This window comes from Rhizobium sp. K102, assembly GCF_022385315.1.
Taxonomy (GTDB): Bacteria; Pseudomonadota; Alphaproteobacteria; order Rhizobiales; family Rhizobiaceae; genus Rhizobium; species Rhizobium croatiense.
Genome location: NZ_CP092436.1, coordinates 462,070 through 487,178 on the forward strand (window position 1 = coordinate 462,070; position 25,109 = coordinate 487,178).

Annotated in this window: 22 protein-coding genes and 1 pseudogene; 9 read left to right on the plus strand and 14 right to left on the minus strand. The window is 60.9% G+C overall.

The features are described 5' to 3' along the window. Window position 1: 1 nt before the first annotated feature. Both MHI61_RS08180 and MHI61_RS08185 read right to left on the minus strand, forming a co-directional pair. Window positions 2–1,648: a Na/Pi cotransporter family protein gene (locus tag MHI61_RS08180; RefSeq protein WP_239791612.1), complete on the minus strand. Its 1,647-nt coding sequence runs from the start codon at window positions 1,646–1,648 to the stop codon at window positions 2–4. A gap of 191 nt (window positions 1,649–1,839) precedes the next feature. Beyond that, window positions 1,840–2,301: a tRNA (cytidine(34)-2'-O)-methyltransferase gene (locus MHI61_RS08185; protein WP_239792806.1), complete on the minus strand. Its 462-nt coding sequence runs from the start codon at window positions 2,299–2,301 to the stop codon at window positions 1,840–1,842. Between the two features lie 385 nt (window positions 2,302–2,686). Here MHI61_RS08185 and MHI61_RS08190 point away from each other — a divergent pair, with 385 nt between their 5' ends. Further along, window positions 2,687–4,543: an ABC transporter ATP-binding protein gene (locus MHI61_RS08190; RefSeq protein WP_239791613.1), complete on the plus strand. Its 1,857-nt coding sequence runs from the start codon at window positions 2,687–2,689 to the stop codon at window positions 4,541–4,543. Between the two features lie 93 nt (window positions 4,544–4,636). Here MHI61_RS08190 and MHI61_RS08195 read toward each other — a convergent pair whose 3' ends face one another. Continuing rightward, window positions 4,637–4,867, minus strand: coding sequence for a CopG family transcriptional regulator (locus tag MHI61_RS08195; RefSeq protein ID WP_239791614.1), 231 nt, complete (start codon window positions 4,865–4,867; stop codon window positions 4,637–4,639). 161 nt (window positions 4,868–5,028) lie between these two features. Between MHI61_RS08195 and MHI61_RS08200 the strand changes: the two genes are divergently transcribed. After that, window positions 5,029–6,942: an ABC transporter ATP-binding protein gene (locus MHI61_RS08200; protein WP_239791615.1), complete on the plus strand. Its 1,914-nt coding sequence runs from the start codon at window positions 5,029–5,031 to the stop codon at window positions 6,940–6,942. On the opposite strand, the gene MHI61_RS08205 is transcribed toward MHI61_RS08200, so the two are convergent. Continuing rightward, the gene (locus MHI61_RS08205) at window positions 6,898–7,830 is read right to left on the minus strand and encodes an endonuclease/exonuclease/phosphatase family protein (protein WP_239791616.1); all 933 of its coding nucleotides are present in this window, start codon (window positions 7,828–7,830) and stop codon (window positions 6,898–6,900) included. The genes MHI61_RS08200 and MHI61_RS08205 overlap by 45 nt on opposite strands. 286 nt (window positions 7,831–8,116) lie before the next feature. Here MHI61_RS08205 and petA point away from each other — a divergent pair, with 286 nt between their 5' ends. The 4 genes and pseudogenes from petA to MHI61_RS08225 all read left to right on the plus strand — a co-directional run bounded on the left by petA (window position 8,117) and on the right by MHI61_RS08225 (window position 11,705). Continuing rightward, entirely contained in the window at window positions 8,117–8,695 is a 579-nt protein-coding gene (gene petA / locus MHI61_RS08210) for a ubiquinol-cytochrome c reductase iron-sulfur subunit (protein WP_239791617.1), read from the plus strand. 14 nt (window positions 8,696–8,709) lie between these two features. Further along, window positions 8,710–9,990 carry a cytochrome b N-terminal domain-containing protein gene (locus MHI61_RS08215; protein ID WP_239791618.1) on the plus strand — a complete coding sequence of 427 codons (1,281 nt, stop codon included), beginning with the start codon at window positions 8,710–8,712 and terminating at the stop codon, window positions 9,988–9,990. A gap of 25 nt (window positions 9,991–10,015) precedes the next feature. Next, window positions 10,016–10,897, plus strand: coding sequence for a cytochrome c1 (locus tag MHI61_RS08220; protein WP_183843294.1), 882 nt, complete (start codon window positions 10,016–10,018; stop codon window positions 10,895–10,897). 264 nt (window positions 10,898–11,161) lie between these two features. Further along, window positions 11,162–11,705, plus strand: a pseudogene (locus tag MHI61_RS08225) (adenine phosphoribosyltransferase). Window positions 11,706–11,728: 23 nt separating this feature from the next. Here MHI61_RS08225 and MHI61_RS08230 read toward each other — a convergent pair. Both MHI61_RS08230 and MHI61_RS08235 read right to left on the minus strand, forming a co-directional pair. After that, a complete protein-coding gene (locus MHI61_RS08230) occupies window positions 11,729–12,196 on the minus strand; it encodes a MaoC family dehydratase (protein WP_239791619.1) in 468 nt (155 codons plus the stop codon). Then, window positions 12,193–12,681, minus strand: a complete 489-nt coding sequence (locus tag MHI61_RS08235) for a MaoC family dehydratase (protein WP_239791620.1) — start codon at window positions 12,679–12,681, stop codon at window positions 12,193–12,195. The genes MHI61_RS08230 and MHI61_RS08235 overlap by 4 nt, the downstream gene beginning before the upstream one ends. 194 nt (window positions 12,682–12,875) lie before the next feature. On the opposite strand from MHI61_RS08235, the gene MHI61_RS08240 reads away from it, so the two are divergent. After that, window positions 12,876–13,955 carry a hypothetical protein gene (locus MHI61_RS08240; RefSeq protein ID WP_239791621.1) on the plus strand — a complete coding sequence of 360 codons (1,080 nt, stop codon included), beginning with the start codon at window positions 12,876–12,878 and terminating at the stop codon, window positions 13,953–13,955. Window positions 13,956–13,974: 19 nt separating this feature from the next. On the opposite strand, the gene ychF is transcribed toward MHI61_RS08240, so the two are convergent. Then, window positions 13,975–15,078 (minus strand): redox-regulated ATPase YchF, encoded by a 1,104-nt coding sequence (ychF, locus tag MHI61_RS08245; protein ID WP_097578583.1) that lies wholly within the window; start codon window positions 15,076–15,078, stop codon window positions 13,975–13,977. 320 nt (window positions 15,079–15,398) lie between these two features. On the opposite strand from ychF, the gene clpS reads away from it, so the two are divergent. Further along, window positions 15,399–15,710 (plus strand): ATP-dependent Clp protease adapter ClpS, encoded by a 312-nt coding sequence (clpS, locus tag MHI61_RS08250; RefSeq protein WP_004680128.1) that lies wholly within the window; start codon window positions 15,399–15,401, stop codon window positions 15,708–15,710. 5 nt (window positions 15,711–15,715) lie between these two features. On the opposite strand, the gene MHI61_RS08255 is transcribed toward clpS, so the two are convergent. The 5 genes from MHI61_RS08255 to MHI61_RS08275 form a co-directional block, all read right to left on the minus strand. Next, on the minus strand, window positions 15,716–16,177 hold the full coding sequence (locus tag MHI61_RS08255; protein WP_239791622.1) for a GNAT family N-acetyltransferase: 462 nt from the start codon (window positions 16,175–16,177) through the stop codon (window positions 15,716–15,718). Then, the gene (gene pth / locus MHI61_RS08260) at window positions 16,174–16,902 is read right to left on the minus strand and encodes an aminoacyl-tRNA hydrolase (protein ID WP_239791623.1); all 729 of its coding nucleotides are present in this window, start codon (window positions 16,900–16,902) and stop codon (window positions 16,174–16,176) included. The genes MHI61_RS08255 and pth overlap by 4 nt, the downstream gene beginning before the upstream one ends. A gap of 78 nt (window positions 16,903–16,980) precedes the next feature. Beyond that, on the minus strand, window positions 16,981–17,694 hold the full coding sequence (locus tag MHI61_RS08265; RefSeq protein ID WP_239791624.1) for a transporter substrate-binding domain-containing protein: 714 nt from the start codon (window positions 17,692–17,694) through the stop codon (window positions 16,981–16,983). 24 nt (window positions 17,695–17,718) lie between these two features. After that, on the minus strand, window positions 17,719–20,070 hold the full coding sequence (locus MHI61_RS08270) for an EAL domain-containing protein (protein ID WP_239791625.1): 2,352 nt from the start codon (window positions 20,068–20,070) through the stop codon (window positions 17,719–17,721). 236 nt (window positions 20,071–20,306) lie between these two features. Then, complete coding sequence (locus MHI61_RS08275; protein ID WP_239791626.1) at window positions 20,307–20,915, minus strand: 50S ribosomal protein L25/general stress protein Ctc; 609 nt, start codon at window positions 20,913–20,915, stop codon at window positions 20,307–20,309. 401 nt (window positions 20,916–21,316) lie between these two features. On the opposite strand from MHI61_RS08275, the gene MHI61_RS08280 reads away from it, so the two are divergent. Next, the gene (locus tag MHI61_RS08280) at window positions 21,317–22,861 is read left to right on the plus strand and encodes a hypothetical protein (RefSeq protein WP_239791627.1); all 1,545 of its coding nucleotides are present in this window, start codon (window positions 21,317–21,319) and stop codon (window positions 22,859–22,861) included. A 372-nt stretch (window positions 22,862–23,233) separates the two neighbouring features. Here MHI61_RS08280 and MHI61_RS08285 read toward each other — a convergent pair whose 3' ends face one another. After that, window positions 23,234–24,166 (minus strand): ribose-phosphate pyrophosphokinase, encoded by a 933-nt coding sequence (locus MHI61_RS08285; protein WP_010035373.1) that lies wholly within the window; start codon window positions 24,164–24,166, stop codon window positions 23,234–23,236. Window positions 24,167–24,271: 105 nt separating this feature from the next. Then, window positions 24,272–25,090 carry a hypothetical protein gene (locus tag MHI61_RS08290; RefSeq protein ID WP_239791628.1) on the minus strand — a complete coding sequence of 273 codons (819 nt, stop codon included), beginning with the start codon at window positions 25,088–25,090 and terminating at the stop codon, window positions 24,272–24,274. Window positions 25,091–25,109: the final 19 nt, after the last annotated feature.

The window sequence follows — 25,109 nt, forward strand, 5'->3', positions numbered from 1 at the left end:
CTCACTCCGCCGCCGGCCGCACACGGCTTTCGATCAGCAATCCGCTTTCATCCATGATCGGATGCGCTACCGAGACGATATGGGCGTTGATCCGCTTCAAGTCGCGCAGCATGTCGAGATGCAGCGAGCTCGTCTGCAGGCTGTCGGCGCGACCGTCGCGCAGGCGTTCGAGATGATGTTCGGCCGACTGCTTTTCCATCCGGCGCACCTCGACCTTCGTCTCCATCATCCGACGCGCGAGATTGAAGTCGCGGGTGACGAAGATGGTCTGGGCGACACGCAGATTGTCGATCGTCAGGTCGAACAGCTTCCTCAATTCCTGATGGCCGTCCTCGGAAAATTTCAGGCCGAGCGAAATCTTCTTCGCCACCTGTTCCGTCAGGCCCTTCTCGATGATGTCGCCCATATGTTCGAGATTGATCGCATAATCGATGACGACGATCGAGCGCCGGGCATTTTCGTCGCTGAGGCCTTCGCGGCCGAGCTTGGAGAGATAAACCTTCACCGCCTGCTGAAGCCGGTCGACGCGCTCCTCGAGGGCGCCGATTTCGGCGAGCTTTGAGGCATCGTTGTGCTCCAGGGCTTCCGAAACACGGATGAGCATGCGCTCGATCAGGTCGCCGATCCCCAGTACCTCACGGGTGGCGCTGGCAAGGGCGATGATGGGCGTGGAAAGTTCCTGCGCGTCCAGATATTTCGGGGCGCCATCGGGTTCCGGCTGATCCGGCACCAGCCGGGCCATCAGGGTGGCGAGCGGCCGGGAGAAGGGCCAGGCCAGCGCGGCCAGCAGAAGATTGAAGGCCAGATGTGCGTCGACCGGCAGCTTGGCCGGGCCGAAGGGCAACATCTGGATGAGGTCGGCGCCATAGCCCGCCAGTGGCAAGGCGATAAGGCAGCCGAGCGTCCGGACGGTCAGATTGCCAAGTGTCACACGCCGCGCTGAAGCCGGACCGCCCAATGTCGCTACGACAGGCGGGATGGCGCCGCCGAGATTGGCGCCGAGCACCAGCACGATGACGAGTTCGGCAGAGATAAGCCCGGCCGAAGCGAGCGACAGGATCAGTACCACGACGGCCAGGCTTGACGAGGAAAGGAAGGCAAGGGCCGCCGAAAACAGCAGCGCGACGGGCAGCGCGCCGTTCAACAGGCCGATGAATGCGGCAAGGGCGGGTGAGGTCCGCATCGGTTCCGTTGCAAGGCCGAGGAGATGCAGGGACAGCAGCATCAGCCCAATGCCAATGAGCGCCGCGCCACCGCCCTGGCGGGCGCTGGAGCGGCCGCGGTAGAGCGCAATGCCGGTCAGGATTAGAAGCGGGGAGAGCCATTCAATCCCCGTGGCGACGATCCAGGCAGTGATGGCGGTGCCGACATTGGCGCCGAGCAGGACGATCTGTGCCATGCGCGGCCTGATCAGATCACGCTCGACGAAAGAGGCGGTCATCAACGCCGTTGCCGTGGAGCTCTGCAGAGCGACGGTTGCGATCAGGCCTGATACAAAGGACCGAAAGCCGCCGCGCGTGCCGGTCGCAAGTCCTGTTCTGAGCCGGGCGCCGAAGGCCCTGGATACGCCGTCCTTGACCTGCGCGAGGCCGAACAGCAGCAATGCGACGGCGCCGAACAGGTTGATCATGATGACCGTGGAATCCATTTTCTTGTTTTTATTCTTCCTTCATCTGTTGGCGAGACCCAGGCCCGAGTGATGCCAAGCTATTGAAATCGCAGCCGTCATGCGATATTTTTGATTGCCCGGCTAATAAATATAGGCCAATCTGGCGGATTGGCAATGTCAATTTCCCACACATTCCGGGGCTTCGGCCATTCCGCGAAGGCCGCTGCCGCTCAAGCCCAGACGGTCTGGCGCATCGCTTCGCCGATGATCATCGCGGCCGAGACGGCGACGTTGATCGAGCGCTGGCCTTCGACCATCGGGATCAGGATACGGGCATCGGCCTTTTCATGCACATGGTCCGGGACGCCGGCGCTTTCCCGGCCGAGAAGCAGAATGTCGTCTGAACGGAAGGTGAAATCGGTGTAGCGATCCGCCGCCTTGGTTGAAGCGAGGATCAGGCGGCGGCCGGTCTTGGCGCGCCACGCTTCGAAGCGATCCCAACTGACATGGCGGGTCAGCGCGGCGGCGGCGATATAATCCATTCCCGATCTTTTCAGGTTGCGATCGGAAACGTCGAAGCCGGCGGGTTCTATCAGATCGACCGCGAAGCCGAGGCAGGCGGCAAGACGCAGGATCGTGCCGGTATTGCCGGGAATATCCGGCTGGTAGAGTGCCAGTCTGAGGTCGGTCATCATGTGCCGTTTGTTTCGTCGGGATGCGAGACACCTAAAGCAACCGGCATTTTGCCGCAACAGGGCGCATTTTGGCCCGGAAACGTTCAATTTACGCCATTATGGGGCTGGAAATTTCGCGATTTTCGCGTTATCCATGCACAATCTTCAATCGCCAGCAGGGAGGGCCGACATGAATGTTTTGCTCATTATGCGCTTTCCCGCCGTGATGCCGATCAAGGCGACATGGCGCCGCTAGCGCGCATTCCTTCCTGAAATCCCCTTTTGATCCATTGTGCGGCTGTTTCAGCCTCGCCCCTTGAACGTTCGGTTCCCATATGTGCTTGCAGTGCGCTCAGGTGGCGCGAAGCCGGGAGCCGAGACGCTGATGTTTCGGAGCAATTTCATGTTTGGCTGGTTCGAACAGCGACTCAATCCCTTTCCGAGCGAGGAGCCTGTCGCTCCGCCGAAAGGTCTTTTTGCCTTTTGCTGGCACTACAGCAAGCCGGCAGCACCCTGGCTCGGCCTGATGGCGTTGCTGACGGCGTCGATCGCCGTCGGCGAAGTGGCGCTCTTCCAGTTTCTCGGCGACATCGTCGACTGGCTGACCAGTGCTGACCGCGCCACCTTCCTGCAGATGGAGGGCCACAAGCTGTTCTGGATGGCGGTGCTGGTCCTGGTCGGCTTGCCGCTGGCGGCCGGCCTCGATTCCCTCATCATGCACCAGATGCTGCTCGGTAACTATCCGATGAGCGCCCGCTGGCAGATGCACCGCTTCCTGCTGCGCCACAGCATGACGTTCTTCGCCAACGAGTTTGCCGGGCGCGTTGCGACAAAGGTGATGCAGACCTCGCTTGCCGTGCGCGAAACGGTGATGAAGATTCTCGACGTCTTCGTCTACGTCGTCAGCTATTTCCTGACGATGATCATCGTGATTGCGGCGGCCGACTGGCGGCTGATGATCCCGATCCTCGTCTGGCTCGCCGTCTATGTCAGCATCGTCTCTTATTTCGTGCCGCAGCTTCGCAAGATCGCGGCGCAGCAGGCGGATGCACGCTCGATGATGACGGGGCGTGTGGTCGACAGCTACACGAACATCGCCACCGTCAAGCTGTTTTCGCATGCCGGCCGCGAGGAGGTCTATGCCAAGGAGGGCATGGACGAGTTCCTGCAGACGGTGCACAGGCAGATGCGCAAGGTGACGCTGTTCCACATCAGCGTCTACCTGACCAACTGCGTCGCGCTCTTCGTCGTCTCCAGCCTGTCGATCTGGTTCTGGCTGAATGGGGCGATCTCGGTCGGCGCGATCGCCATCGCCATCGGTCTGGCCATGCGCGTCAACGGCATGTCGCAATGGATCATGTGGGAAGTCTCGGCGCTGTTCGAGAATATCGGCACGGTCTATGACGGCATGGAGATGATGAGCAAACAGCACGACATCGTCGACAAGCCGGGCGCGCCTTCGATGACGGCGAAGAAGGGCGCGATCCACTACGAGCGCATCCGGTTTCACTACGGCAAGAGCAAGGGCGTCATCGATAACCTGTCGCTCGACATCAAGGCGGGCGAGAAGGTCGGTCTCGTCGGGCGCTCCGGCGCCGGCAAGACGACGCTGATGAACCTGCTGCTGCGCTTCTACGATCTGGAGGGCGGTCGCATCACCATCGACGGCCAGGATATATCAGGCGTCTCGCAGGAAAGCCTGCGTTCACTGATCGGGGTGGTGACGCAGGATACCTCGCTGCTGCATCGCTCGATCCGCGACAACATCGCTTATGGCCGGCCGGAGGCGAGCGATGCCGAGGTGATCGAGGCTGCCAAACGCGCCAATGCCTGGGAGTTCATAGAAGGGCTTGTCGACATGCAGGGCCGCCAGGGGCTCGACGCGCAGGTCGGCGAACGCGGCGTCAAATTGTCCGGCGGCCAGCGGCAGCGCATCGCGATCGCCCGGGTCTTCCTGAAGGACGCGCCGATCCTGGTGCTCGACGAGGCGACCTCGGCGCTCGATTCGGAAGTCGAGGCGGCGATCCAGGAAAACCTCTTCGCCCTGATGGAGGGCAAGACGGTGATCGCGATCGCTCATCGGCTGTCGACGCTGACGGAGATGGACCGGCTGATCGTGCTCGACAAGGGCCGGATCATCGAGGCCGGCTCGCACGGCGAATTGATCGAGAGCGGCGGCATCTACGCCGACCTCTGGAACCGCCAGTCCGGCGGCTTCCTCTCCGATCACACCGAGGAAGCGGAAGAGGCGGCGGAATAACGATCGGCCCTCCCTGGGAGAGCGGGGAGGGCCTTTTGAATTGTTAAACTGATTTCTAGTTGCCAATGGGGCACAGGGCGCCGTTTCCCTTGTTCAAAGGCTGTCGGCCCAGTCGATCACCCGGTCGTGTTCGACGACGACGATGGTGTTGGCGGCCGCGAGCGTGCGCAGCGTGGTGATGCGACGGCGTTCCTCGCTGTCGAGCCAGGCGGTTATGGCCTCGGCGACGATCACGTCGCGCGGCAGGGCCAGGTCGGCGGCCAGGGCATCCAACCTCGCTGCGAGCGGAAGCGGAATATGCGCATCGAGCATTTTCGTTTCCATGGCCTTCCCTCCGTTGAAGCGCGATCCTATCGTCAGATTGTGACGGATCGGCGGGCAATCAATGGAGATGCCGCCGATGTTACCGATCATTACAAAAATATAAGATTGCGTCCGCTTTTCATTCCCTTTGCCGCTCCTCTCAATCCGCCTATATCGCTTCCATGTTCTTGCGACCCATCTTCCGCCTGTTCGAGACCTGGATCGATCCGTTCCGCCCGCGCGCCAATCTTCAGCCGCCGCAGACAACGCTCGGCTTCATCTGGTTCTATATCGGCCAGACGAGGATGCCGTTCATCGCCATGCTCATACTCGGCGGCGCATCGGCGGCAATCGAAGCCGCACTTTTCTGGTTCGTCGGACGCCTCGTCGATATTCTCGCCAGCATTACGCCTGGCGCCGGCTGGAGCGGTCTTCTTGCGGCCCACGGCGGCGAACTGTTCGGCATGCTCGCTCTCATCGGGCTCGTGCGCTTCGTCGTCGCCTTTCTGATTGCCCTCGTCGATCAGCAGGTGATCACGCCGGGCTTCTACAATCTAGCACGTTGGCAATCTTATCTCCACGTCTCAAGACAATCATTGTCCTTCTTCCAGAGCGATTTCTCCGGGCGCATCGTTACGAAGGTCTGGTCAGCCGGCCAGGCAACCGGCGATCTCGTGACCTCGCTGATGGAGAGCGTCTGGTTTGTCGGAATTTATGCCGTGACGACACTTGTGCTCGTCGCCCGGCTGGATTTTTCGCTCGCCGCCGTCGTGCTGTTCTGGCTCGGCGCCTTCAGCTTGCTTGCCCGTCACTTCGTCCCGCGGATCCGCCATCATTCCCGCGAGACGGCGGAAGCCGGATCGATGCTGAACGGCCGGATGGTCAACTCCTATAGCAATATGCAGACGCTGAAGTTGTTTGCCCGCGACGAAGAGAGCGACCGCTACATGCGCCAGGGCTTCGATATTTATCAGGATACGGTGCTGCGCTTCACGCGATTCATCACCGGCGTCAGGGCCTCGATGGCGTTGCTTTCCGGCCTGATGATCGTGACGATGGCGGGCTTGAGCGTCGATCTCTGGCTGCGCGGCCTGGTCAGCGCCGGCGCAGTGGCATTCTCGCTGGCGCTGGTGCTCCGGCTGAATTTCCTGCTCGGGCGGCTGATGACGCAATTCAACGGCATCATGCGCAATCTCGGCACCATCCAGAATGCCGCCGAGCTGATCTCCCAGCCTCTCGGGCTTGTCGATCGCCCTGATGCGCAGAGCCTGGTGATCCGCCGGCCCGGCATTCGTTTCGACAATGTTTCCTTCCACTACGGCAAGGGGCAGGAGCCGGTCGTCGACAATTTCTCCCTGACCATCCGCCCCGGTGAGAAGGTCGGGATCGTCGGCCGTTCGGGCGCTGGAAAATCGACACTGATGAACCTCCTGCTGCGCCTCTACGACCTCCAGGAGGGCCGCATCCTCATCGATGGCCAGGATATATCGGCCGTGACGCAGGAATCGCTCCGGATGCAGATCGGCGTCGTCAGCCAGGATACTTCGCTGCTGCATCGTTCGGTGCGCGACAATATCCTGTTCGGCCGGCCGGATGCCGGCGAGGAGCGGCTGGTCGAGGCGGCCCGGCGTGCCGAAGCCATCGACTTCATCGCCCGCCTGCAGGATCAACAGGGCCGCAGAGGTTTCGACGCGCATGTCGGCGAGCGCGGCGTCAAATTGTCGGGCGGCCAGCGGCAGCGCATTGCGATTGCCCGGGTGATGCTGAAGGACGCTCCGATCCTGGTTCTCGACGAAGCGACGTCGGCGCTCGATTCGGAAGTGGAGGAAGCGATCCAGTCCAATCTCCATCGGATCATGGAGGGCAAGACCGTGCTTGCGATCGCCCACCGGCTGTCGACGATTGCTGCGCTCGACCGGCTGATCGTCGTTGATCTCGGCCGGATCATCGGGGAGGGCAGCCACGACGAACTGCTTCGCGAAGGCGGGCTCTATGCCGAACTTTGGACGCGCCAGTCCGGCGGCTTCCTCGCGGCGGACGAAGATCTCGGCTCAGGGGGTGATGGCGAATTCCGCCATGAGGCCAAAATGGTTTGATCCGTAGCTGTGGGCGATGCGGCGCACCGATTTCAGCCGCAGGGGCGCCCTCGCAAAGACGTGGTCGATCGGAATGCCGAAGGCGCCGGCGGCGATCGGCCAGGTTGCGGGTTCCAGTGATACGGTGGCGAAGCCTTCTCTGCGCAGAAGGTCCTGTACGCCCGGCGTCAGGATGGACGAGTTGAAATCGCCGGCCAGCACCAGCGGTCCCGGCAGGGTGGGGGCGATCGCGGCGAGGTCCTCGAGCTCCAGACCGTAGAACTCGTCGTAATAGGGTTTGGTCAGATGCGCGGTCAGGAAATTGACTTTGCGGCCGTCGAAATCGACCGTCGAGATCGTCAGCCGATTGCGCCACAGCAGGCCGAGACTGCGGATGCGCGGCTCGATGAGCGGGCGCTTCGACAGGACCAGCGTATCGCATTCCTGCATGCCGATGCCGCAGCCGACATAATAGGGATAGGTTTTCATAAGCCGCGGCAGTTCCGACAGGACCGGCTCGGCCTCGAGGATGTTGACGACATCGGCGCCTGAGGCAATCGCCATGTCGGCGATCGCGGCACCGTTTGCGAAATTATCGTTTTCGATGTTGAAGGACATCAGCCGGAAAAGAACCGGGCGGTTATCATCGACGGCGGGCTGGACAAATTCACGGGTCATCACGATGCCATGGACGGCAAGAGCCAGTGATATGCCGAGCGTCAGCAGGCCATACCAATGGCGCTTGACAAGCAAGGCCGCGAGGGAGGCGAGCGCCGCGGCCGCCGCCAGATGGAGCTGAAAGCTGAAAAAGAAGGAAAGCAGATAAAAATCGGTCACATAGCGCAACGAGACGATGGCCAGGGCCAGGGTCGTGAGGACGCTGAATACGCAAAAAATCGTGTCTCTCATCCGCTTCGGTCCGGCTCGCTGGCGTGATTGCGACTGCGCCTATCACGACGGCTTTTTTGTTGCAATGCAACATGCCGGCAAGCTCGTATTTGCCTTAAAAAATTCATCCGAAATTTCCCGCGACATTGTGCCCTCATCCCCTTGTCAAGGCTGGACATAATTTGCGATCAAGCTTAGAACGCGCCGGAATGCCGGGGAATCTATGGCCGAATTGTGTCTGGTTTGATTCCTCGGCAGAGGGGGCAGGGCGGAATTCCGCGATAATTGCGCAGAGGATGGTTAAGCCGTGAGCGAACACGAAACGACAAGCGAGGCTTCGACAGAGCCCACTCGCCGTGATTTCCTTTATCTCACCACCGGTATGGCAGGTGCTGTCGGCGCCGCTGCGTTTGCGTGGCCGTTCATCGATCAGATGCGCCCGGATGCGTCGACGCTGGCGCTGGCATCCATCGAAGTCGATGTCGCGAGCCTTGAGCCCGGCATGTCGCTGACCGTCAAGTGGCGCGGCAAGCCGATCTTCATCCGCAACCGCACGCCGGAAGAAGTGAAAGCCGCAGCCGATGTTCCGCTCGGGGATCTCAAGGATCCGGTGGCCCGCAACGCAAACCTTCCTGTGGACGCTCAGGCAACAGGCGTTGACCGCTCTGGCGGCGAAGGCAAGGAAAACTGGATCGTCATGATCGGCACCTGCACCCATCTCGGCTGCGTCCCGCTCGGCCAGGCCGGCGAATACAATGGTTGGTTCTGTCCCTGCCATGGCTCGGTCTACGATACGGCCGGCCGCATCCGGAAGGGTCCCGCGCCCGAAAATCTGGCGATTCCGACCTTTTCATTTGTGTCCGATACCAAAATCAAGATCGGTTGAGGGGAGACTGATTTATGAGTGGCCATTCCAGCTACGAACCATCAACCGGCTTCGAGAAATGGGTCGATGCGCGCCTGCCGCTGCCGCGCATGGTCTATGACAGCTTCGTGGCATATCCGGTTCCGAGAAACCTGAACTATGCCTACACGTTCGGCGCCATGCTCTCCGTCATGCTTGTCGTGCAGATCCTGACGGGCATCGTGCTCGCCATGCATTACACCGCCGACACCGCGATCGCCTTCAATTCCGTTGAAAAGATCATGCGCGACGTCAACCACGGCTGGCTGCTGCGCTACCTGCATGCCAACGGCGCATCCTTCTTCTTCGTCGCCGTCTACCTGCATATCGCCCGCGGCCTCTATTACGGTTCCTACAAGGCGCCGCGCGAAATCCTCTGGATCCTCGGCGTGGTCATCTACCTGCTGATGATGGCGACCGGCTTCATGGGCTACGTCCTGCCCTGGGGCCAGATGTCCTTCTGGGGCGCGACCGTCATCACCGGCTTCTTCTCGGCCTTCCCGATGATCGGTGAATCGCTCCAACAGTTCCTGCTCGGCGGCTTTGCCGTCGAACAGCCGACGCTGAACCGCTTCTTCTCGCTGCACTACCTGCTGCCCTTCATGATCGCCGGCGTCGTCGTCCTGCACATCTGGGCGCTGCACGTCACCGGCCAGACGAACCCGACGGGTGTCGAAGTCAAAACCAAGACCGATACCGTGCGCTTCACGCCCTATGCGACGATGAAGGATGCGCTCGGCGTTTCGGTCTTCCTGCTGGTCTATGCCTATTTCGTCTTCTACATGCCGAACTTCCTCGGCCATGCCGACAACTACATCCCGGCCGACCCGTTGAAGACGCCGGCTCACATCGTTCCGGAATGGTACTTCCTGCCGTTCTACGCGATGCTGCGTTCGATCACCTTCAACATCGGCCCGATCGACTCCAAGCTCGGCGGCGTGCTGGTGATGTTCGGCGCGATCATCGTGCTGTTCTTCCTGCCCTGGCTCGATACGTCGAAGGTTCGCTCGGCGGTCTACCGTCCCTGGTACAAGCTGTTCTTCTGGCTGTTTGTGATCAACGCGATCATCCTCGGCTGGCTCGGCTCACAGCCGGCGGAAGGCAGCTTCGTGATCGTTTCGCAGATCTGCACGCTCCTCTACTTCGCCTTCTTCCTGGTGGCCATGCCGGTGCTCGGCCTCGTCGAGACGCCGCGCCGCATACCGAACTCGATCACCGAAGCCGTGCTCGAGAAGCGCAACAAGACAGCTGCCGCCGGTGCAGCGGCCAATGCGTAAGCGCGCGACGGAAGGGAACAGAAACATGAAAACGCTTGTTGCAAGCATTCTCTCGCTCGCTGTCGTTGCCGGTCTCAGCGGCGCGGCTCTGGCCGAGGAGGCGCCCGCCAACGGTGCGGCTCCGGCTCATCACGCGGAAGGTGAGACGCCGCATTATCCGCTGAAGCACCCGAAGGAGGAGGAATGGTCTTTCGCCGGTCCGTTCGGTCATTACGACAAGGGCCAGCTCCAGCGTGGCCTCAAGGTCTACACGGAAGTCTGTGCAGCCTGTCATTCGATGACGCTCGTGCCTTTCCGCACGCTCGGCGATCTCGGCTATTCCGAGGCACAGGTGAAGGCTTTCGCTGCAAATTATGAGGTTCAGGACGGTCCTGACGCGAGCGGCGAGATGTTTACCCGCAAGGCGGTGCCTTCCGATTACTTCCCGTCGCCTTTCCCGAATGCCGAAGCCGCGGCCGCTTCCAACAATGGCGCGGCTCCGCCTGATTTCTCGCTGATCGCCAAGGCCCGCGCCGTCACCCGCGGCTTTCCGCAGTTCGTTGTCGACATCTTCACGCAGTATCAGGAAAGCGGCCCTGACTATATCTATTCGCTGCTGACCGGCTATGAAGAGCCGCCGGCGGGTTTCCAGGTGCCGCAGGGTGGACATTACAACCCTTATTTCAATGCTGCTGCCGTCCTCGCCATGCCGAAGCCGCTCTCCGATGGCCAGGTCACCTATGACGACGGCGCACCGGCGACCGTCGACCAGTATGCCAAGGACGTCACCGCTTTCCTGATGTGGGCTGCCGAGCCGCATCTGGAGGAGCGCAAGCGCACCGGCTTCATGGTGATGATCTTCCTGGCGATCTTCAGCGTGCTGATCTACCTCACGAAGCGCTCGGTCTACGCCAACAAGGAGCATTGAGCCTTCCTTGTCCGAATTCGAAAAGGCGGCTCACGGGCCGCCTTTTTTGTTGCCGGCGATTCCATTGGCTCGCTGACGTATCCTCCCCGAAAGCCGCTTGTGCGTCCAGCCTCATGCGTCTCAGCGACGCCACGTCCTTTCTGACGCACAAAGGGGCCGTAGCGCCTTGAACTGCCGGATAATTTTATCCCTAAATCGATTTCGATTTGAGGAATTATGCAGTAGGGTGCGGCCGTTTCATGCCCTCGCAGATATGGACTTTCCATGGACAATACGACGTCGGAGCTCGCAGCCAGCATCCGTTCCATCCCCGACTATCCGAAGCCCGGAATCATTTTCCGTGACATCACCACGCTGCTCGGCAATCCCCGCGCCTTCCGCAGGGCGGTCGATGAGCTCGTGCAGCCCTATGCGGGAACCAAGATCGACAAGATCGCCGGCATGGAGGCGCGCGGTTTCATTCTCGGCGGCGCGGTGGCGCATCAGCTTTCCTCGGGCTTCGTGCCGATCCGGAAGAAGGGCAAGCTGCCGCATGACACCGTTCGTATCGCCTACAGCCTGGAATATGGCGTGGAACGAGATGGAGATGCATCGCGATGCGATCGAGCCCGGCGAGAAGGTGATCCTGGTCGACGATCTGATCGCCACCGGCGGCACGGCCGTCGGGGCTACGAAGCTGCTGCGTCAGATCGGCGCGGAGGTGGTCGGCGCCTGCTTCGTCATCGATCTGCCCGATCTCGGCGGCCGCCGGAAGCTGGAAGAACTCGGCATCAGCGTGCACACGCTGGTCGAATTTTCCGGACACTGAGCCCGCCCTCGCTGCCGGCGGCCTCAGTCGTACTCGAGGACGCCGCTTTCGAAGCGCATGACGGGATCGCCGTTCTGATTGACGCCTTCGCAGAGGATGGTGTTGAGGTGCCAGCCCGGCCGCGACGCGAGCGGCCGGCTGGAGAGGAGGGCGACGGAGTAGGTCACGACGTCGCCTGGGAAGATCGGCCGCAACCACTGCAGTTTCTGGAAACCCGGCGAAGGACCGAGGTTCGGTGCCGCCAGCCCTCTCTGCGCGAGGGCGACGCTCTGACGTTTCCAGAAAGCGAGGAAGGTGCGCATCCAGGCGGCGGTGGTGTGCCAGCCCGAAGCGCAAAGACCACCGAACAGGGTTTCTTTGGCGGCTTCCTTGTCGACGTGAAAACGCTGCGGATCGTAGCGCGTCGCGAAGTCGATGATGTTTTCCTCGGTGAAGACGTAGCTGCCGATCTCGGCCTTTTCGCCGACGGCGTAAAGTTCGGACATTCTCATGCTGTCATCTCCGGGCTCGTGCTGATGCCTGGGGCAGGGCGCATGCGGATCATGACCGAGTTTTCCGAGAGACAAACGAGTTCACCGCGCTGATTTTCCACCTCGTGGCGGAACTTGGCAATGCCGATGCCGGGGCGCGAGCGCATCGGCCGGGCTTCAAGCACGGTCGAGTGGCCATGCAGCGTGTCGCCTGAAAGCACCGGCTTTCGCCATTCCATCAGATCGATGCCGGGCGCACCCTCGCAGAGCGCGTTCAGGATGTAACTGTCGGCCATCATGCGCATCAGCATCGCGGACGTATGCCAGCCGGAGGCGGCAAGACCGCCGAGAATGCTGGCGCGGCCGGCAGCCTCGTCGAGATGCATCGGCTGCGGATCGAATTCGCTGGCGAATTCGATGATTTCTCCGGCGCTCACCAGCTTCGGGCCGAGGGGAAAGCGGCGACCGGGCTCAAAATCCTCGAAGGAAAGCTTTTCTGCCGACATTCGCTCCTCCGTCATATGCAGCGCCTAGAACAGGATGAGTTTAGGCCGAATCGGCCTAAAAATCTGAATCCTGTTCTCCATTAAAGAGTTAGAGCATGATGTCGCCCGAAAACCGCTCACACTTTTCGGCATCATGCTCTAGTGCTTACAATAGCATCCGCGCGGGCTCAATGATTCCGGGGAGATAAACCGGCATGACGGAACTGAAGTCGATACTCGACGAGGCGGCGCGCCAGGGGTTGATTTCGCCGGAGGCGGGCGGGCGGCTTCTGCCTTTCCTGACTGAGCGCGGCGTGGCGGTTGTCGAGCCGCAGCCGACAGCCGCCGACGGACCGGCATGGTCGGACACGGAGACGCCGCGCTTCGTGCGCGGGTTTCACGACGTGCTGATCACCATCGGCGTCGTCGTGGCGCTCGGCGGCCTCTGGGGGCTTTCTGCGCTTTATGCCGTGCTGCCCGCGATCATCATCCTTTCGGAAATCCTGGTGCGCCGCCAGCGACTCGCTCTGCCGGCCGTCAGCCTGACGATCGCGCTGTTCTGCTGGACCTGGCTGCTGATGTCGCGATTCTTTCCGCCGTGGACGCCGACCGCTACATCCTTCGGAGCGGAGGCGACGCAGTTCGTCGCCGGTTTCCCGATCATTCTCGGCGCCTATTATGCCCGCTACCGCGTACCGCTTTCGCTGGCGCTCTCTATCATGTCGGTGCTTGCCTTCATCCTCACCCTGCTTTTGCGTGTGGTACAGTGGGCAAGCGGCAATCCGGCTTTTTTCCTCGATCATCCCATCGTGCTGGCCCTGGTTGCCCTCGTCTGCGCGCTCGGACTGTTTGCGATGGCGCTCTATTTCGATCTCGGCGACCGGCTGCGGCGGACAACGCGTTCGGATATTGCTTTCTGGCTGCATCTCGGCGCGGCGCCGGCGCTGCTCTACAGCACTGTTTCCCTGCTGTCGCTCGGGGGAGACGTTCGTATCTTCGACGTCGCGAACATGTCGTCGCGGACACCCGTGGTCGTCGCGACGGTGGCGATGTTAATGCTGATCGGTCTCATCATCGACCGGCGCGCCTTCGTCACCTCGGGACTGCTGTCGCTCGGCGTTGCGATCTTCGGCGTCTTCCGACAGGGAAGCGCCACGGTCGACACCTATATCTTCACGACGCTGATTATCGTCGGCGCGATCGTATTGATCATCGGCACCGGCTGGATGCCGCTTCGGCGGCTGGTGCTCAGGGCACTGCCGCCGGCCATCGCAAACAGGCTGCCGCCGGGTTAAGCCGGCAGCGGTCTGTTATTTAGGTGTTGAAGCGGAAGTGGATGACGTCGCCGTCCTGGACGACGTATTCCTTGCCTTCGTCGCGCGCCTTGCCGGCATCCTTGGCACCGACTTCGCCGTTGAATTTGATGTAGTCGTCATAGGCGATGGTGTTGGCGCGAATGAAGCCGCGCTCGAAATCCGAATGGATGACGCCGGCAGCCTGCGGCGCCTTGGTGCCGCGCTCGATCGTCCAGGCGCGCGTTTCCTTCGGGCCGACGGTGAAATAGGTGATGAGGTGGAGCAGCTTGTAGCCGGCGCGGATCAGCCGGTCGAGGCCCGCCTCGTCAAGGTCGAGGGCAGAGAGGAATTCCTTGGCCTCATCCTCGGGAAGCTGGGCGACCTCAGCCTCGATCGCCGCCGAGATGACGACGGTTTCGGCACCCTGTTCCCTGGCCATGGCGGCCACTGCTTCGGTGAATTCATTGCCGGTCGAGGCGTCGCTTTCGGCGACGTTGCAGACATAAAGCACCGGATGCGAGGTCAGCAAGTTGAGGCCCTTGAGGATGGCGATCTCCTCGGCATCGAGCGTCGACAGCAGCGTGCGCACCGGCTTGCCCTCGTTGAGCAGCTTCAGCGACGCTTCCATGATCGGCAGCATCGCCATCGACTCCTTGTCCTTGCCGGTGGCGCGCTTGCGCGTCTGCTCGGTGCGGCGTTCCAGGCTTTCGAGGTCGGCGAGCATCAGCTCGGTCTCGATCGTCTCGGCATCGGCAACGGGGTTGATGCGACCCTCGACATGGGTGATGTCGCTGTCTTCGAAACAGCGTAGCACATGCACGATGGCATCGACTTCGCGGATATTGGCGAGGAACTGGTTGCCGAGGCCTTCACCCTTCGAGGCACCGCGCACCAGACCGGCGATATCGACGAAGGAGATGCGGGTCGGGATCAGTTCCTTGGACTTGGCGATGTCGGCAAGCTTGCGCATGCGCGGATCGGGTACGGCGACTTCGCCGGTATTCGGCTCGATGGTGCAGAAGGGATAATTCGCCGCCTGTGCCGCCGCCGTCTTGGTGAGCGCGTTGAAGAGGGTCGATTTGCCGACGTTCGGCAGACCGACGATGCCGCATTTGAAGCCCATGGCTAAAACCTGCTGTTCTTGAATTTCTTGCTGGTGCCTATGGGATAAAGGAGCAATATGGTCAAGTCTTAGCGAGCTTTTAACGTTGCTCACTTGCCCAAGGAACGGTGCCGGCCTATTTCCGAGGGCGATCGCGGTTTCGATGCATTACGGATTTCGTCAGATGCACGGTCGCTCCTGCCGGCCGCACATCCGGCCTCAACTCGGCGGCCAATTTCCTGATCGAGGCGGCAGGCACGGCGCACCGTCGAAAATTCGTCATCGACAATGATTAATTGTTTTGAGGTTCCTGACCATGTCATCAACGGGTGGATTTTCCGATGAGTGACAACGACGTTGCCCTGAAGCCGAAGACCAAGGTGAAGCCGAAGCTGGACAAGCCGAAGCTCTACAAGGTCATCCTCGTCAACGACGATTATACGCCGCGCGAATTCGTCATCGTGATCCTGAAGGTTGTCTTCCGCATGAGCGAGGAGACCGGCTATCGGGTGATGATGACGGCGCACAAGCTCGGTTCCTGCGTGGTCGTGGTCTGCGCCAAGGACATTGCCGAGACCAAGGCCAAGGAGGGCATCGACCTTGCCAAGGAGATGGGCTTTCCGTTGATGTTCACGACGGAGCCCGAGGAATAGCCGGCTCAGGCGCGGCGGATCTGATAGCCGGTCTTGTCCTGGATGAAGCCGCAATTCTCGTAGAAGCGAAGCGTCGCAGGGTTCTTGGAGCCGGTCAGCAGCATCACTTTGTAACAGCCGGCCTTCCAGGCTTGCTCCACCGCATGACCGATGACGGCGCCGGCAAAACCCTGCCGGCGGTGGTCGGCGTGGGTGACGACGTTTTCGATGAGCGCATAGGAGGCGGCTCCCCGCGTCAGGTTCGGCACGACGATCAGCGTGGCGGTGGCGGCGGCGACATCGCCGGCAAAGGCAATGAAGACGGTCATGCCGGGATGGGCGAGGATGGCGGAGAAACGCTCTTCTGCCATGGCCTTGTCGAGAACGGGATCTGTCGGGTTCAAATGCCGGTAGAGGACGCCCAGTTCCGGAAGATCGCCGGCAGTTGCGGGGCGGATGGCGAAATCCTGGTCCGGCACCGAACTCATTCCCCCTTATTGCCGAACATCTTCTTCAGCATCTCGGCCATCGGCCCGGTGGCGGGGAGTTTCTGCTGATTGCTGCTACGGGCCTGGCGGATGTGCGACTGACCGGCCGGTTTCTTTTCGCCATCCTTGTCTCTGCGCGGTTTTTCCTCCTCGGCTTGGCCGCCGAGCGCCAGCGCGATCTTGTTCATCAGCTGCGAATCCTCGTTCCGCACCAGCATCTCGGCATTGTCGGCGAGCGTGTCGAGCAGCGGTTCCAGCCAGTCCCTGTCGGCCTTGGCGAAATCGCCGAGCACATGATTCTGCACCATTTCCTTGACGCCGGGATGACCGATGCCGAGGCGCAGGCGCCGGTATTCCTTGCCGCAATGGGCGTCCAGCGACCTGATGCCGTTGTGGCCGCCATGGCCGCCGCCGGTCTTTAGCCGCGCCTTGCCAGCGGGAAGGTCGAGCTCGTCATAAATCGCGACAAGGTCGGCGGGCTGGAGCTTGTAGAAGCGCATCGCCTCGCCGACGGCCTCGCCGGAGAGGTTCATGTAGGTCTGGGGCTTGATCAGCAGCACCTTCTCGCCGGCGAGTTCGCCTTCGGCGATCTCGCCCCTGAACTTTTTCGACCAGGGCGAAAAGCTGTGGTGCCGATGGATGGCGTCGACGGCCATGAAGCCGATATTGTGACGGTTGCCGGCGTATTTGGCGCCGGGATTGCCGAGACCCGCGATGATCAGCATGGCCTGTCATTCCTCGCTTAAGCTTTGCCGCTGTTCACCACCCGGAAATCCGCGCAATGTCAAGCGGAAAGGGAAGCATCAGTCCGACAGGTTCATGCCATATTTCAGGAAAATCTTTCTCTGGTCGCCATCGGCGATCAGCTTGTCGAGAGCGGCCTGCATCTTGGCGCGCAGATCGTCCGGAAAGCTCTTTTCGCAGGCAATGCCCATCGGCTGGGCGGAGAGCACCGTCACCATCTCCACCGGCTGATCGGCCTTCAGCTTGTCGAAATAGAGTTCGGAGATCGGCATCATGTCGATGCGGCCGCTGAGCAGCTTGCGCAGCGTCGCGTTGAAGTCGCTGGCGACGTCGAGCTTGGTGAAGCCCTTCTCCTTCAGGGTCGTCTCGGTGTAATCCTCCCGCTGCGTGCCGATCGTATATTTCTTCGCCTCGTCCAGATTGCCGGCGGTGACGCCGGAGCCCTTGCGGGTGATCAGGATATTGCGATCGATCAGCAGCGGCTCGATCCATTTGAACAGCGGGTCGCGGGTGCTGTTGTGGGCGGTGGCGAAAACGCAGGTCATCGGCGCCGTGCGGGCGAGGCCGAAAGCGCGCGCCCAGGGCAAGACCTCGATCGTGTAGTCGACGCCGATCGCGGCCATCACCTTTTCGACCTGCTCGACGGTCGCGCCCTTGATCTCCTTGCCTTCGCGATAGTTGAAGGGGGCGTAATCCTCGGTCGTGAAATTGATTGTCTGCGCATGGGCGGCGCAGGGCAGCGCCAGGCATGCGAGAAGCAGGAGCTTTTTCATCGGATTATCTCCTTGGTTCTTCGTTTACGAGGCGCGCGCGACGGCCGATTGCGGGGCCATCAGTTCCTCGATGAGCTTGGCTGCGTGCTGCGGGCGATGGAAGAGGTAGCCCTGGCCATAGTCCAGCCCCATCTGGTGGAGCGTGCGGCATTCCTCTTCGGTCTCGATGCCCTCGGCGATGACGGTGCAGTTCATTTTGTGGGACAGCGTGGTGATGCCTTCGATCAGCATGCGGCTCTTCTGGCGGACGTCATCGTCGCCGTCGTTGATCGCGCGGGTGAAGGACTGGTCGATCTTGATGATATCGACAGGGAAGCGGTTGAGGTAGCTGAGCGACGAATAGCCGGTGCCGAAATCGTCGAGCGCGATGCGGCAGCCGAAGCGGCGAAGCTCGGTGACGATCATGCGAATCTCTGGGTTGTCGTGCATCAGCACGGCTTCGGTGATTTCGACGACGATGCGTTCGGGGCGGATGCCGTGGCGACCGACAATGGCGGCAAGCCTGGCCGGCAGAGCCGGCTCGAACTGAAGCGGCGAGAAATTGATGGCGAGATAGGTATCCTGCATGCCGGATATGTGGGAAATCTTGGCGAGATGGGCGATCGCCCTTTCCATGATGACATTGCCGACGCGGACGATTTTTCCTGTCTCCTCGGCGACACTGATGATCTCGGTCGGCGGCATCAGGCCCTTCTGCGGATGGTTGAGACGCATCAGCGCTTCAAAACCGGCAATACCGCGGCCGTTCAAGTTGACGATCGGCTGCAGGAAGGCCTCGAACCAGTTCTCGGCAAGACCGGCTTCGATATTGGCCTCGATTTCGGCGCGGCTGCGGGCGCGGTCGAGCATGGCGTTGTCGAAGAGTTGCGCGCCATTCTTGCCGTCGCGTTTCTTGGCATACATCGCCATGTCGGATTTCTGCAGCAGTTCGGATGCGGCCGCGGCATGATGCGGGTAGATGGCGATGCCGATCGAAGCGCTCAGATGCATGTCCGGGGCAAATGGCGTTTCGAAGATCGAGGCAATCTGCTCGCACATCGCCTTGGCGCGCTTTTCGGCGTCCTTCGCCGGCAGCAGGATGGCGAATTCGTCGCCGCCGAGACGAGCCGCCTCGTCGGAGGGAGCAAGATGGGTCTTCAGGCGCTCAACCAGCTCGATCAGTGCCCTGTCGCCGGCGGCATGGCCCATATTGTCGTTGATCCACTTGAAGCGGTCGAGATCGACGAAGAGGCAGGCGAGTTCCTGGCCGGCGGCGTCTGCCGCGGCGATCTTGCTGTCGAGCACGGCTTCGAAACCCTGGCGGTTGAGAAGCCCGGTCAGGTGATCGGTGATTGCCTGGCGATGGTTGCGATCCTCGGAGGCCTTGAGCTCGGTCACATCGGTCATGACCGACAGTGAAAGGCGATCGTGAGCGCCGGCGCCAGCTTCCGATTCCATGATAAGGACGTCCATGGTGCGGCCGTCCAGGCAGACGAACTTGACGGTAACCGCCATGCCGCTTTCGGCCCGGCGGCGCTTGACGAACTTGTCGCGGGTATTTGCCGTGACGAGATCGGCGAAGTTGCGGCCGATGACGGCGGCGCGATCATAGCCGGTGGCGAGCAGCCAATAGTCACTGACGGCGGTAATGCGGTCTTCCTCATCGAGCGAGAAGAGCATGGCAGGGGTGAGATTGTAGATATCGGTGGCGCGGCGATGGGCGAGCTTCAGCTCCTTCTCCTCGCTTTCGAGCTTGGTCTGCATCTCGTTGAAGCTGCGGGCAAGCCGTCCCATCTCGTCGTTCGACTGCCAGTCGACGTGATGGCGGGAGCCGAGCTGGCGGGTCGCCTCGATCGCCGCCGTCAGCCGCATCAGCGGCTGGATGACGAAGAAGCGGTTGCCGATCAGCGCGGTGCCGAAAACGGTCAAAACCGCGAAGATGAAGATCGAAATGAAGACGACCTCTTCCTGCTTCAGGCCGGAAAACAGGCCGAGGGCGGGATAGTAGACGCTGATGCTGCCGAGGTTCTTCGGGCCATCGATGGTGTTGTAGATGATGGCGCGCGACACCTGCACGAGCTTGCCATCGAAGGAGCGCGGAATGGTGGACTGGCTGACGTCGAGCTGGCCTGACTGGTCGCGCACTTCGACCTTGACGATGGCGCCCTGAGAAACGACCGTCGCGCTGATCTGGGTGACGCTTTCTTCATCGAGGTCCCAGAGGGGCTTTGCCAGGGCCTGGGCATTGGCGACAAGAAGAACCGAGATATGGTCGCGTATTTCCTTGTCGGCTCGCTCCGAGGAAAGAAAAAGAAAGAGAACAAAGAGAGGAGCGACAAAAACAAGCAGCGCTCCGCAAACAATCCCAAAAAACCTGTTCTCAACGGAATTGTTCATGGTTCCGTCTACCCCTCCAGACCGGCCATATTTGCTGTCGCGTGTTCGGGCCGGTTTCTTCACAGCTGACGGGGCATGCTTTCACGAATATATTAAATTTGCAGAAACGGACGTCTTTTCCGGGCAATGAAAAGCCCGCTTTCCCAGTGAACTGGCTCCTGAAAGTTGGACGACAACTGTTCAGGGGCCAGTGCACGGGAAAGCGGGCCGTATGCTTTACAACTTGGTCGAAGCGATCAGGCTTCGGCTTCGCCTTCAGCGGCGGTCTCGTCGACGCCGGCAGCCGGGGCAATGATGGTCGCGATCGTGAAGTCGCGGTCGATGACCGGGGTCACGCCCTTCGGGAGAGTGACTTCCGAAATATGGATGCTGTCGCCGATCTTCTTGCCGCTGAGGTCAACGTTGAAGAATTCCGGGATCGCATCGGCCGGGCAATGAACTTCGACCGAGTGGCGGACGATGTTCAGAACGCCGCCGACCTTGAGCCCCTGGGACTTCTCTTCATTGATGAAGTGAACGGGGATTTCGACGCTCACCTGGGTGTTGCCGGAGACGCGTAGGAAGTCGACATGCATCGTGAAATCGCGGACCGGATCGAGCTGGTAGTCCTTCGGCAGAACTTTGTACTTCTTGCCGTCGACCTCGATCGTCGCGACGGTGGTCATGAAACCACCGGCGTGAATGCGCTTCGTCACCTCATTGGTGTTGAGAGCGATGGCAATGGGGGCCTGCTTGTCACCATAGATGACAGCGGGAATCAAACCGTTGCGGCGAAGTTCACGGGCGGACCCCTTACCAACCCGTTCGCGCGCCTCGGCCTTGAGCTCGTAAGTTTCCTGGCTCATGGCTATTCCTTTCGAGGTTATTTGGAGAGTTCGTCGGCGGGCAAAAGCCTTGTTCCGTCGAACCGGAGGCGGGTTTCCCCATCCTCATCCGCGTTGCCTCCAAGGGTGTCTACACGGACCGGTGGCCTATATTATAAGTCGCTCGGAAACGCAAGTTGCGGATTCAGGCTGGGCAGACGGCCCTGCAGCTGTCAACGGTAATGTCCTCAAAGGAGCCCCGCGGCCATTCCCGGGCGCGCCGGGGCCTCGGCTTGAAAAGACGAACATCGTTGAAATCACCTCAAAACCGCGTCCCGTCCAGATGGCAAATCGTCAATGGCTGCTACCACTTGGCTTGACATTGGCGCGCTTCGCATCTTTGGATGCCGCATTCAAAAAAGCGGCTGAGGAGAAACCCGACCATGCGTCTCAAACTTGTTACGGCAACGAGCTTGCTTGCCCTTTGCCTTTTTGCCACGGCCGAGGCCGTGGAGATCAATCAGGATGGCGCCAACACCGTCAGGGACACTCTGACAAAGATGCTTCCCGATGATCTGGCGAAGAGCGGCTTCATCACCGTCAATCCGGCGGGCACGCGCTACGAGATCATCTACGATCTGGCGAAGCTGCTTGCAAAAGTGGATCCGGCGACCTTCACGATCAACGGCCTTACCCCGTTCTCGACATTCGCCACGCCGCTCGACAATGGGCTTTGGAACATCGAAGGCGACGACAGGTTCAACGTCTCCGGGCATTTTAAAGACCCGGATCAGAAAACAACGAATTTCACCTATTCCATCGCTTCGATCGTCTATAGCGGTGTTTTCGACCCGGCAATCAGCTATCTGCGCTCAGGCACCTTTGCGGTCAAGGACGTCAAGGTCGCCAGCAAGTCCGAAACCGAGGAAGTTCATGCCGCCATCGCCAGCATGGACCAAAAGCTGAGTTCGACGGACAGTGCAGGCGGCAACGGACGTATCGATTTCGTCGGCAGCGCCTCGATGTCTGGTTTTGTCGAGCAAGTTTCCGGCCTGCAAATGCCGCCCATCGAAATTCGTGCCGGCTCAATCAATGTCGATGCCAAGGTGAACGGCCTGCCGGCGAAGCAGATCCGCGACGTGGTCTTCTTCGTGCTCGACCATGCCGACGAGAAGGAATTGAGCTCGGAAAATACCGACAAGATAAAGACAATAGCGAAGGAAGCGTTTCCGCTTCTGACCTTGTTCAGCGAGACGATCGGGGTCAACGATCTGTCCATCACAAACGAGATGGGCAAGGGCGGCGCCAAGGCATTCGGCTACACCGTCGCCATCGAAGGGCCGAGCGATGCCATGCGTTTCGGTTTCGGCATGAACGCGCAGGAGATCAGGCTCGACACCCCGCTGATGCCGGCAAACTACTCGACCTTCATGCCGACCAGCTTCGATCTGCAGCTTGCCGTGCCAAACCTGGACTTCGCCAGCTTTGGCAATGCGTTGATGGCGATGGATTTCAAGGACAAAGCGCCGGAAAAGAGCGGCGAAGAGATGGGCAAGACGCTCTTCCGGGACGGTCGGTTTGCCGTCGAGTTTCCCAGGATCAGTGCCAAGTCTGGGGTCTATGACGTCGACATGACGGGCAAGATCGAAGGGCGGGTCGACACCGAGAAGGACTATTCGATGGAGGCGATGATCCTTGCCCGCGATCTCGACAAGACGATCGCCGCGGTTCAGGAACTTGCCAAAACCGATCCCGATCTCAACCAAGTCTCCTTCGGCATCATGATGGCGAAGGGCTTCGCCAAGACCGATCCCGACGGCCGTTCGCGCTGGGACATCAACATCAGCCGCGACGGTTCCGTGGCGGTCAATGGTCAGCAGATCAAGGGACCGGATGGTCCGGATCAGGATGAGGGGTTAGAGCCGGACCAGGAGCAGGAACCGGATCAAAGTCAGGACGCGGTACCTGCGCCGCCGCAGCAGCCTTGAGCGCTTTCAATCGGGATAAGAAACAAAAGAGGCCGGCCTTGTGCCGGCCTCAGCTTTTTGACCACAAGAAAGCCGGCACAAAGCCGGCCTCAGACCGCTGACAAAGTCGGCAAACCCTCTTTCGTCATGTTCGGGCTTGTCCCGTACATCTGCCGTCGGTCGATAGGGCAATAGATCCTCGGCACAAGGCCGAGGATGACGCCGAGTAGAGAACGGAATTGCGCTTTACGTGACAAGCTCGCCGGACGATCGGAACGACGGTTTATTCTGGGCTTTCGTTTCCAGCAATTCATGCTGCTCGGTGAGCATGCGTGGGAATAGTCTGGTCCATCTGATGCAGAAATTGAAAGAGCCGGTCGAATACCGGCTCTTTTAATCGAAGAGGCTGGAGACGGATTCTTCCTGGCTCGTACGGCTGATGGCTTCGCCGATCAGCGGAGCGGTCGTCACGACGCGGATATTATGGGCGGACTGCACGGCCGTCGTCGGCTGGATCGAGTCGGTGATGACAAGTTCGCGCAGCTTGGACGAGGTCACGCGGGTGACGGCGCCGCCCGACAGCACGCCGTGGGTGATATAAGCGGTGACGCTGGAAGCGCCCTTGGCGAGCAGCGCATCGGCCGCATTGCAGAGCGTGCCGCCGGAATCGACGATATCGTCGATCAGCAGGCAGTCCTTGCCGGTGACGTCGCCGATGATGTTCATGACTTCGGATTCACCCGGCCGGTCGCGACGCTTGTCGACGATCGACAGAAGACAGTCCAGTCGCTTGGCGAGCGCACGGGCGCGAACGACGCCGCCGACGTCAGGGGAGACGACCATGACGTTGCTGAGATCATAGTGGCTCTTGATATCGCGCGTCAGGACCGGCAGCGCGTAAAGATTGTCTGTCGGAATATCGAAGAAGCCCTGGATCTGACCGGCGTGGAGATCGAGCGTCATGACGCGGTCGGCGCCGGCTTCAGTGATCAGGTTCGAGACGAGCTTGGCCGAGATCGGTGTGCGGCCGGAGGCGCGTCGGTCCTGGCGGGCATAGCCGAAATAGGGGAGGACGGCCGTGATGCGGCGGGCTGACGAACGACGCATGGCGTCGATCATGATCAGCAGTTCCATCAAATGGTCGTTGGCAGGATAGGACGTGGGCTGCACGAGGAAAACGTCCTCGCCGCGAACGTTTTCCTGGATTTCCACGAAGATTTCCTGATCGGCAAACCTTCGGACACTGGCTTTCCCCAAGGGAACGTTGAGATAGTTGCAGATCGCTTCGGCGAGTTGCCGGTTCGAATTGCCTGCGAAAACCTTCATGTTGGTCCGCCTGTTATGCGCTGATAGCCGCGCTTTTTAGTCAGCTTCCCCGTGAATGCAAGGGCAAAGGCGCCACAGGCTTTGATATTTGCAAAAAGTTTGTGACTAACCGCCCTGTGCCTGCCGCCAGGAGGTGAATTCCACGATGGTTTTCGAGGCAATCTGCTGCATCACCGAAGCCGGAACGCCCGCCCAGGGATCGGCCGCGGCCGTCGGCACGCTTTCTTGCCCCTGAATGCGGTGCAGGCGTGCGCCGCCGTTGTCGAGAATGTCCCAGACATAGACCACGGTGACTTTGCCGTCGTCGCTGAAGGCGGAGAGATAGCCTTTGAGGATGTAGTCGCTGCTCGCATCGTTCGAGCTCTTGATGGAAAGGCCGTGCGCCCGCGCCTCGGCGCCGAGCTGGCGCGAAAGCGGCGTGACGGCCTGCACCGGCGCGCCGATGATCGGCAGGAAGCGCACTGTATTGCCGCGGGCGGAAGAGGCGCCGGGCGTGAGGGCGGCGGTCTGTTGCGGCTGCGCGTCGAGCGTCTGGCCGGTCTGTGCCTGAGACCCGGCACCGGCCGCCGCCGGCGGCAGCGCCTGTCCCTCGATCGGGGCGGAGGCGGCGGGCGAAGCGCTGTTCCTCGACAGGGCGTCGGCCTGTTCCTGCATCGTTGTCGGCGGGGCGCCGCTGCCGGGCCGATAGGCTCCCTGCGATTGATTATAGGCCGGATGATAGTCATTCGGCTGCGAGCCTGCGGCGAAAACCGGTTGACGCGTGCCCGCCAAACCTTCGGCCTCACGCTGGGTCACCGGGCTTGACGGCGCGCCTCCGGAGGAATCGCCGATGCCGACCTGCGGCGTCAGCGCGTCGGTCGTATTGCAGGCGGTGAGCAGGGCCATGACGAACAGGAGCGTGGGCACTGTCGCAGCTCGCGTCATCCCGTGATCCGTCCTTCCC

Excerpts from the sequence above, each read along its gene's own strand:
- MHI61_RS08180 (WP_239791612.1), bottom strand. The coding sequence starts at position 1,648 with ATGGATTCCACGGTCATCATGATCAACCTGTTCGGCGCCGTCGCATTG.
- MHI61_RS08185 (WP_239792806.1), bottom strand. The coding sequence starts at position 2,301 with ATGACCGACCTCAGACTGGCACTCTACCAGCCGGATATTCCCGGCAAT.
- MHI61_RS08190 (WP_239791613.1), top strand. The coding sequence starts at position 2,687 with ATGTTTGGCTGGTTCGAACAGCGACTCAATCCCTTTCCGAGCGAGGAG.
- MHI61_RS08195 (WP_239791614.1), bottom strand. The coding sequence starts at position 4,867 with ATGGAAACGAAAATGCTCGATGCGCATATTCCGCTTCCGCTCGCAGCG.
- MHI61_RS08200 (WP_239791615.1), top strand. The coding sequence starts at position 5,029 with ATGTTCTTGCGACCCATCTTCCGCCTGTTCGAGACCTGGATCGATCCG.
- MHI61_RS08205 (WP_239791616.1), bottom strand. The coding sequence starts at position 7,830 with ATGAGAGACACGATTTTTTGCGTATTCAGCGTCCTCACGACCCTGGCC.
- MHI61_RS08215 (WP_239791618.1), top strand. The coding sequence starts at position 8,710 with ATGAGTGGCCATTCCAGCTACGAACCATCAACCGGCTTCGAGAAATGG.
- MHI61_RS08220 (WP_183843294.1), top strand. The coding sequence starts at position 10,016 with ATGAAAACGCTTGTTGCAAGCATTCTCTCGCTCGCTGTCGTTGCCGGT.
- MHI61_RS08230 (WP_239791619.1), bottom strand. The coding sequence starts at position 12,196 with ATGAGAATGTCCGAACTTTACGCCGTCGGCGAAAAGGCCGAGATCGGC.
- MHI61_RS08235 (WP_239791620.1), bottom strand. The coding sequence starts at position 12,681 with ATGTCGGCAGAAAAGCTTTCCTTCGAGGATTTTGAGCCCGGTCGCCGC.
- MHI61_RS08240 (WP_239791621.1), top strand. The coding sequence starts at position 12,876 with ATGACGGAACTGAAGTCGATACTCGACGAGGCGGCGCGCCAGGGGTTG.
- ychF (WP_097578583.1), bottom strand. The coding sequence starts at position 15,078 with ATGGGCTTCAAATGCGGCATCGTCGGTCTGCCGAACGTCGGCAAATCG.
- clpS (WP_004680128.1), top strand. The coding sequence starts at position 15,399 with ATGAGTGACAACGACGTTGCCCTGAAGCCGAAGACCAAGGTGAAGCCG.
- MHI61_RS08255 (WP_239791622.1), bottom strand. The coding sequence starts at position 16,177 with ATGAGTTCGGTGCCGGACCAGGATTTCGCCATCCGCCCCGCAACTGCC.
- pth (WP_239791623.1), bottom strand. The coding sequence starts at position 16,902 with ATGCTGATCATCGCGGGTCTCGGCAATCCCGGCGCCAAATACGCCGGC.
- MHI61_RS08265 (WP_239791624.1), bottom strand. The coding sequence starts at position 17,694 with ATGAAAAAGCTCCTGCTTCTCGCATGCCTGGCGCTGCCCTGCGCCGCC.
- MHI61_RS08270 (WP_239791625.1), bottom strand. The coding sequence starts at position 20,070 with ATGAACAATTCCGTTGAGAACAGGTTTTTTGGGATTGTTTGCGGAGCG.
- MHI61_RS08275 (WP_239791626.1), bottom strand. The coding sequence starts at position 20,915 with ATGAGCCAGGAAACTTACGAGCTCAAGGCCGAGGCGCGCGAACGGGTT.
- MHI61_RS08280 (WP_239791627.1), top strand. The coding sequence starts at position 21,317 with ATGCGTCTCAAACTTGTTACGGCAACGAGCTTGCTTGCCCTTTGCCTT.
- MHI61_RS08285 (WP_010035373.1), bottom strand. The coding sequence starts at position 24,166 with ATGAAGGTTTTCGCAGGCAATTCGAACCGGCAACTCGCCGAAGCGATC.
- MHI61_RS08290 (WP_239791628.1), bottom strand. The coding sequence starts at position 25,090 with ATGACGCGAGCTGCGACAGTGCCCACGCTCCTGTTCGTCATGGCCCTG.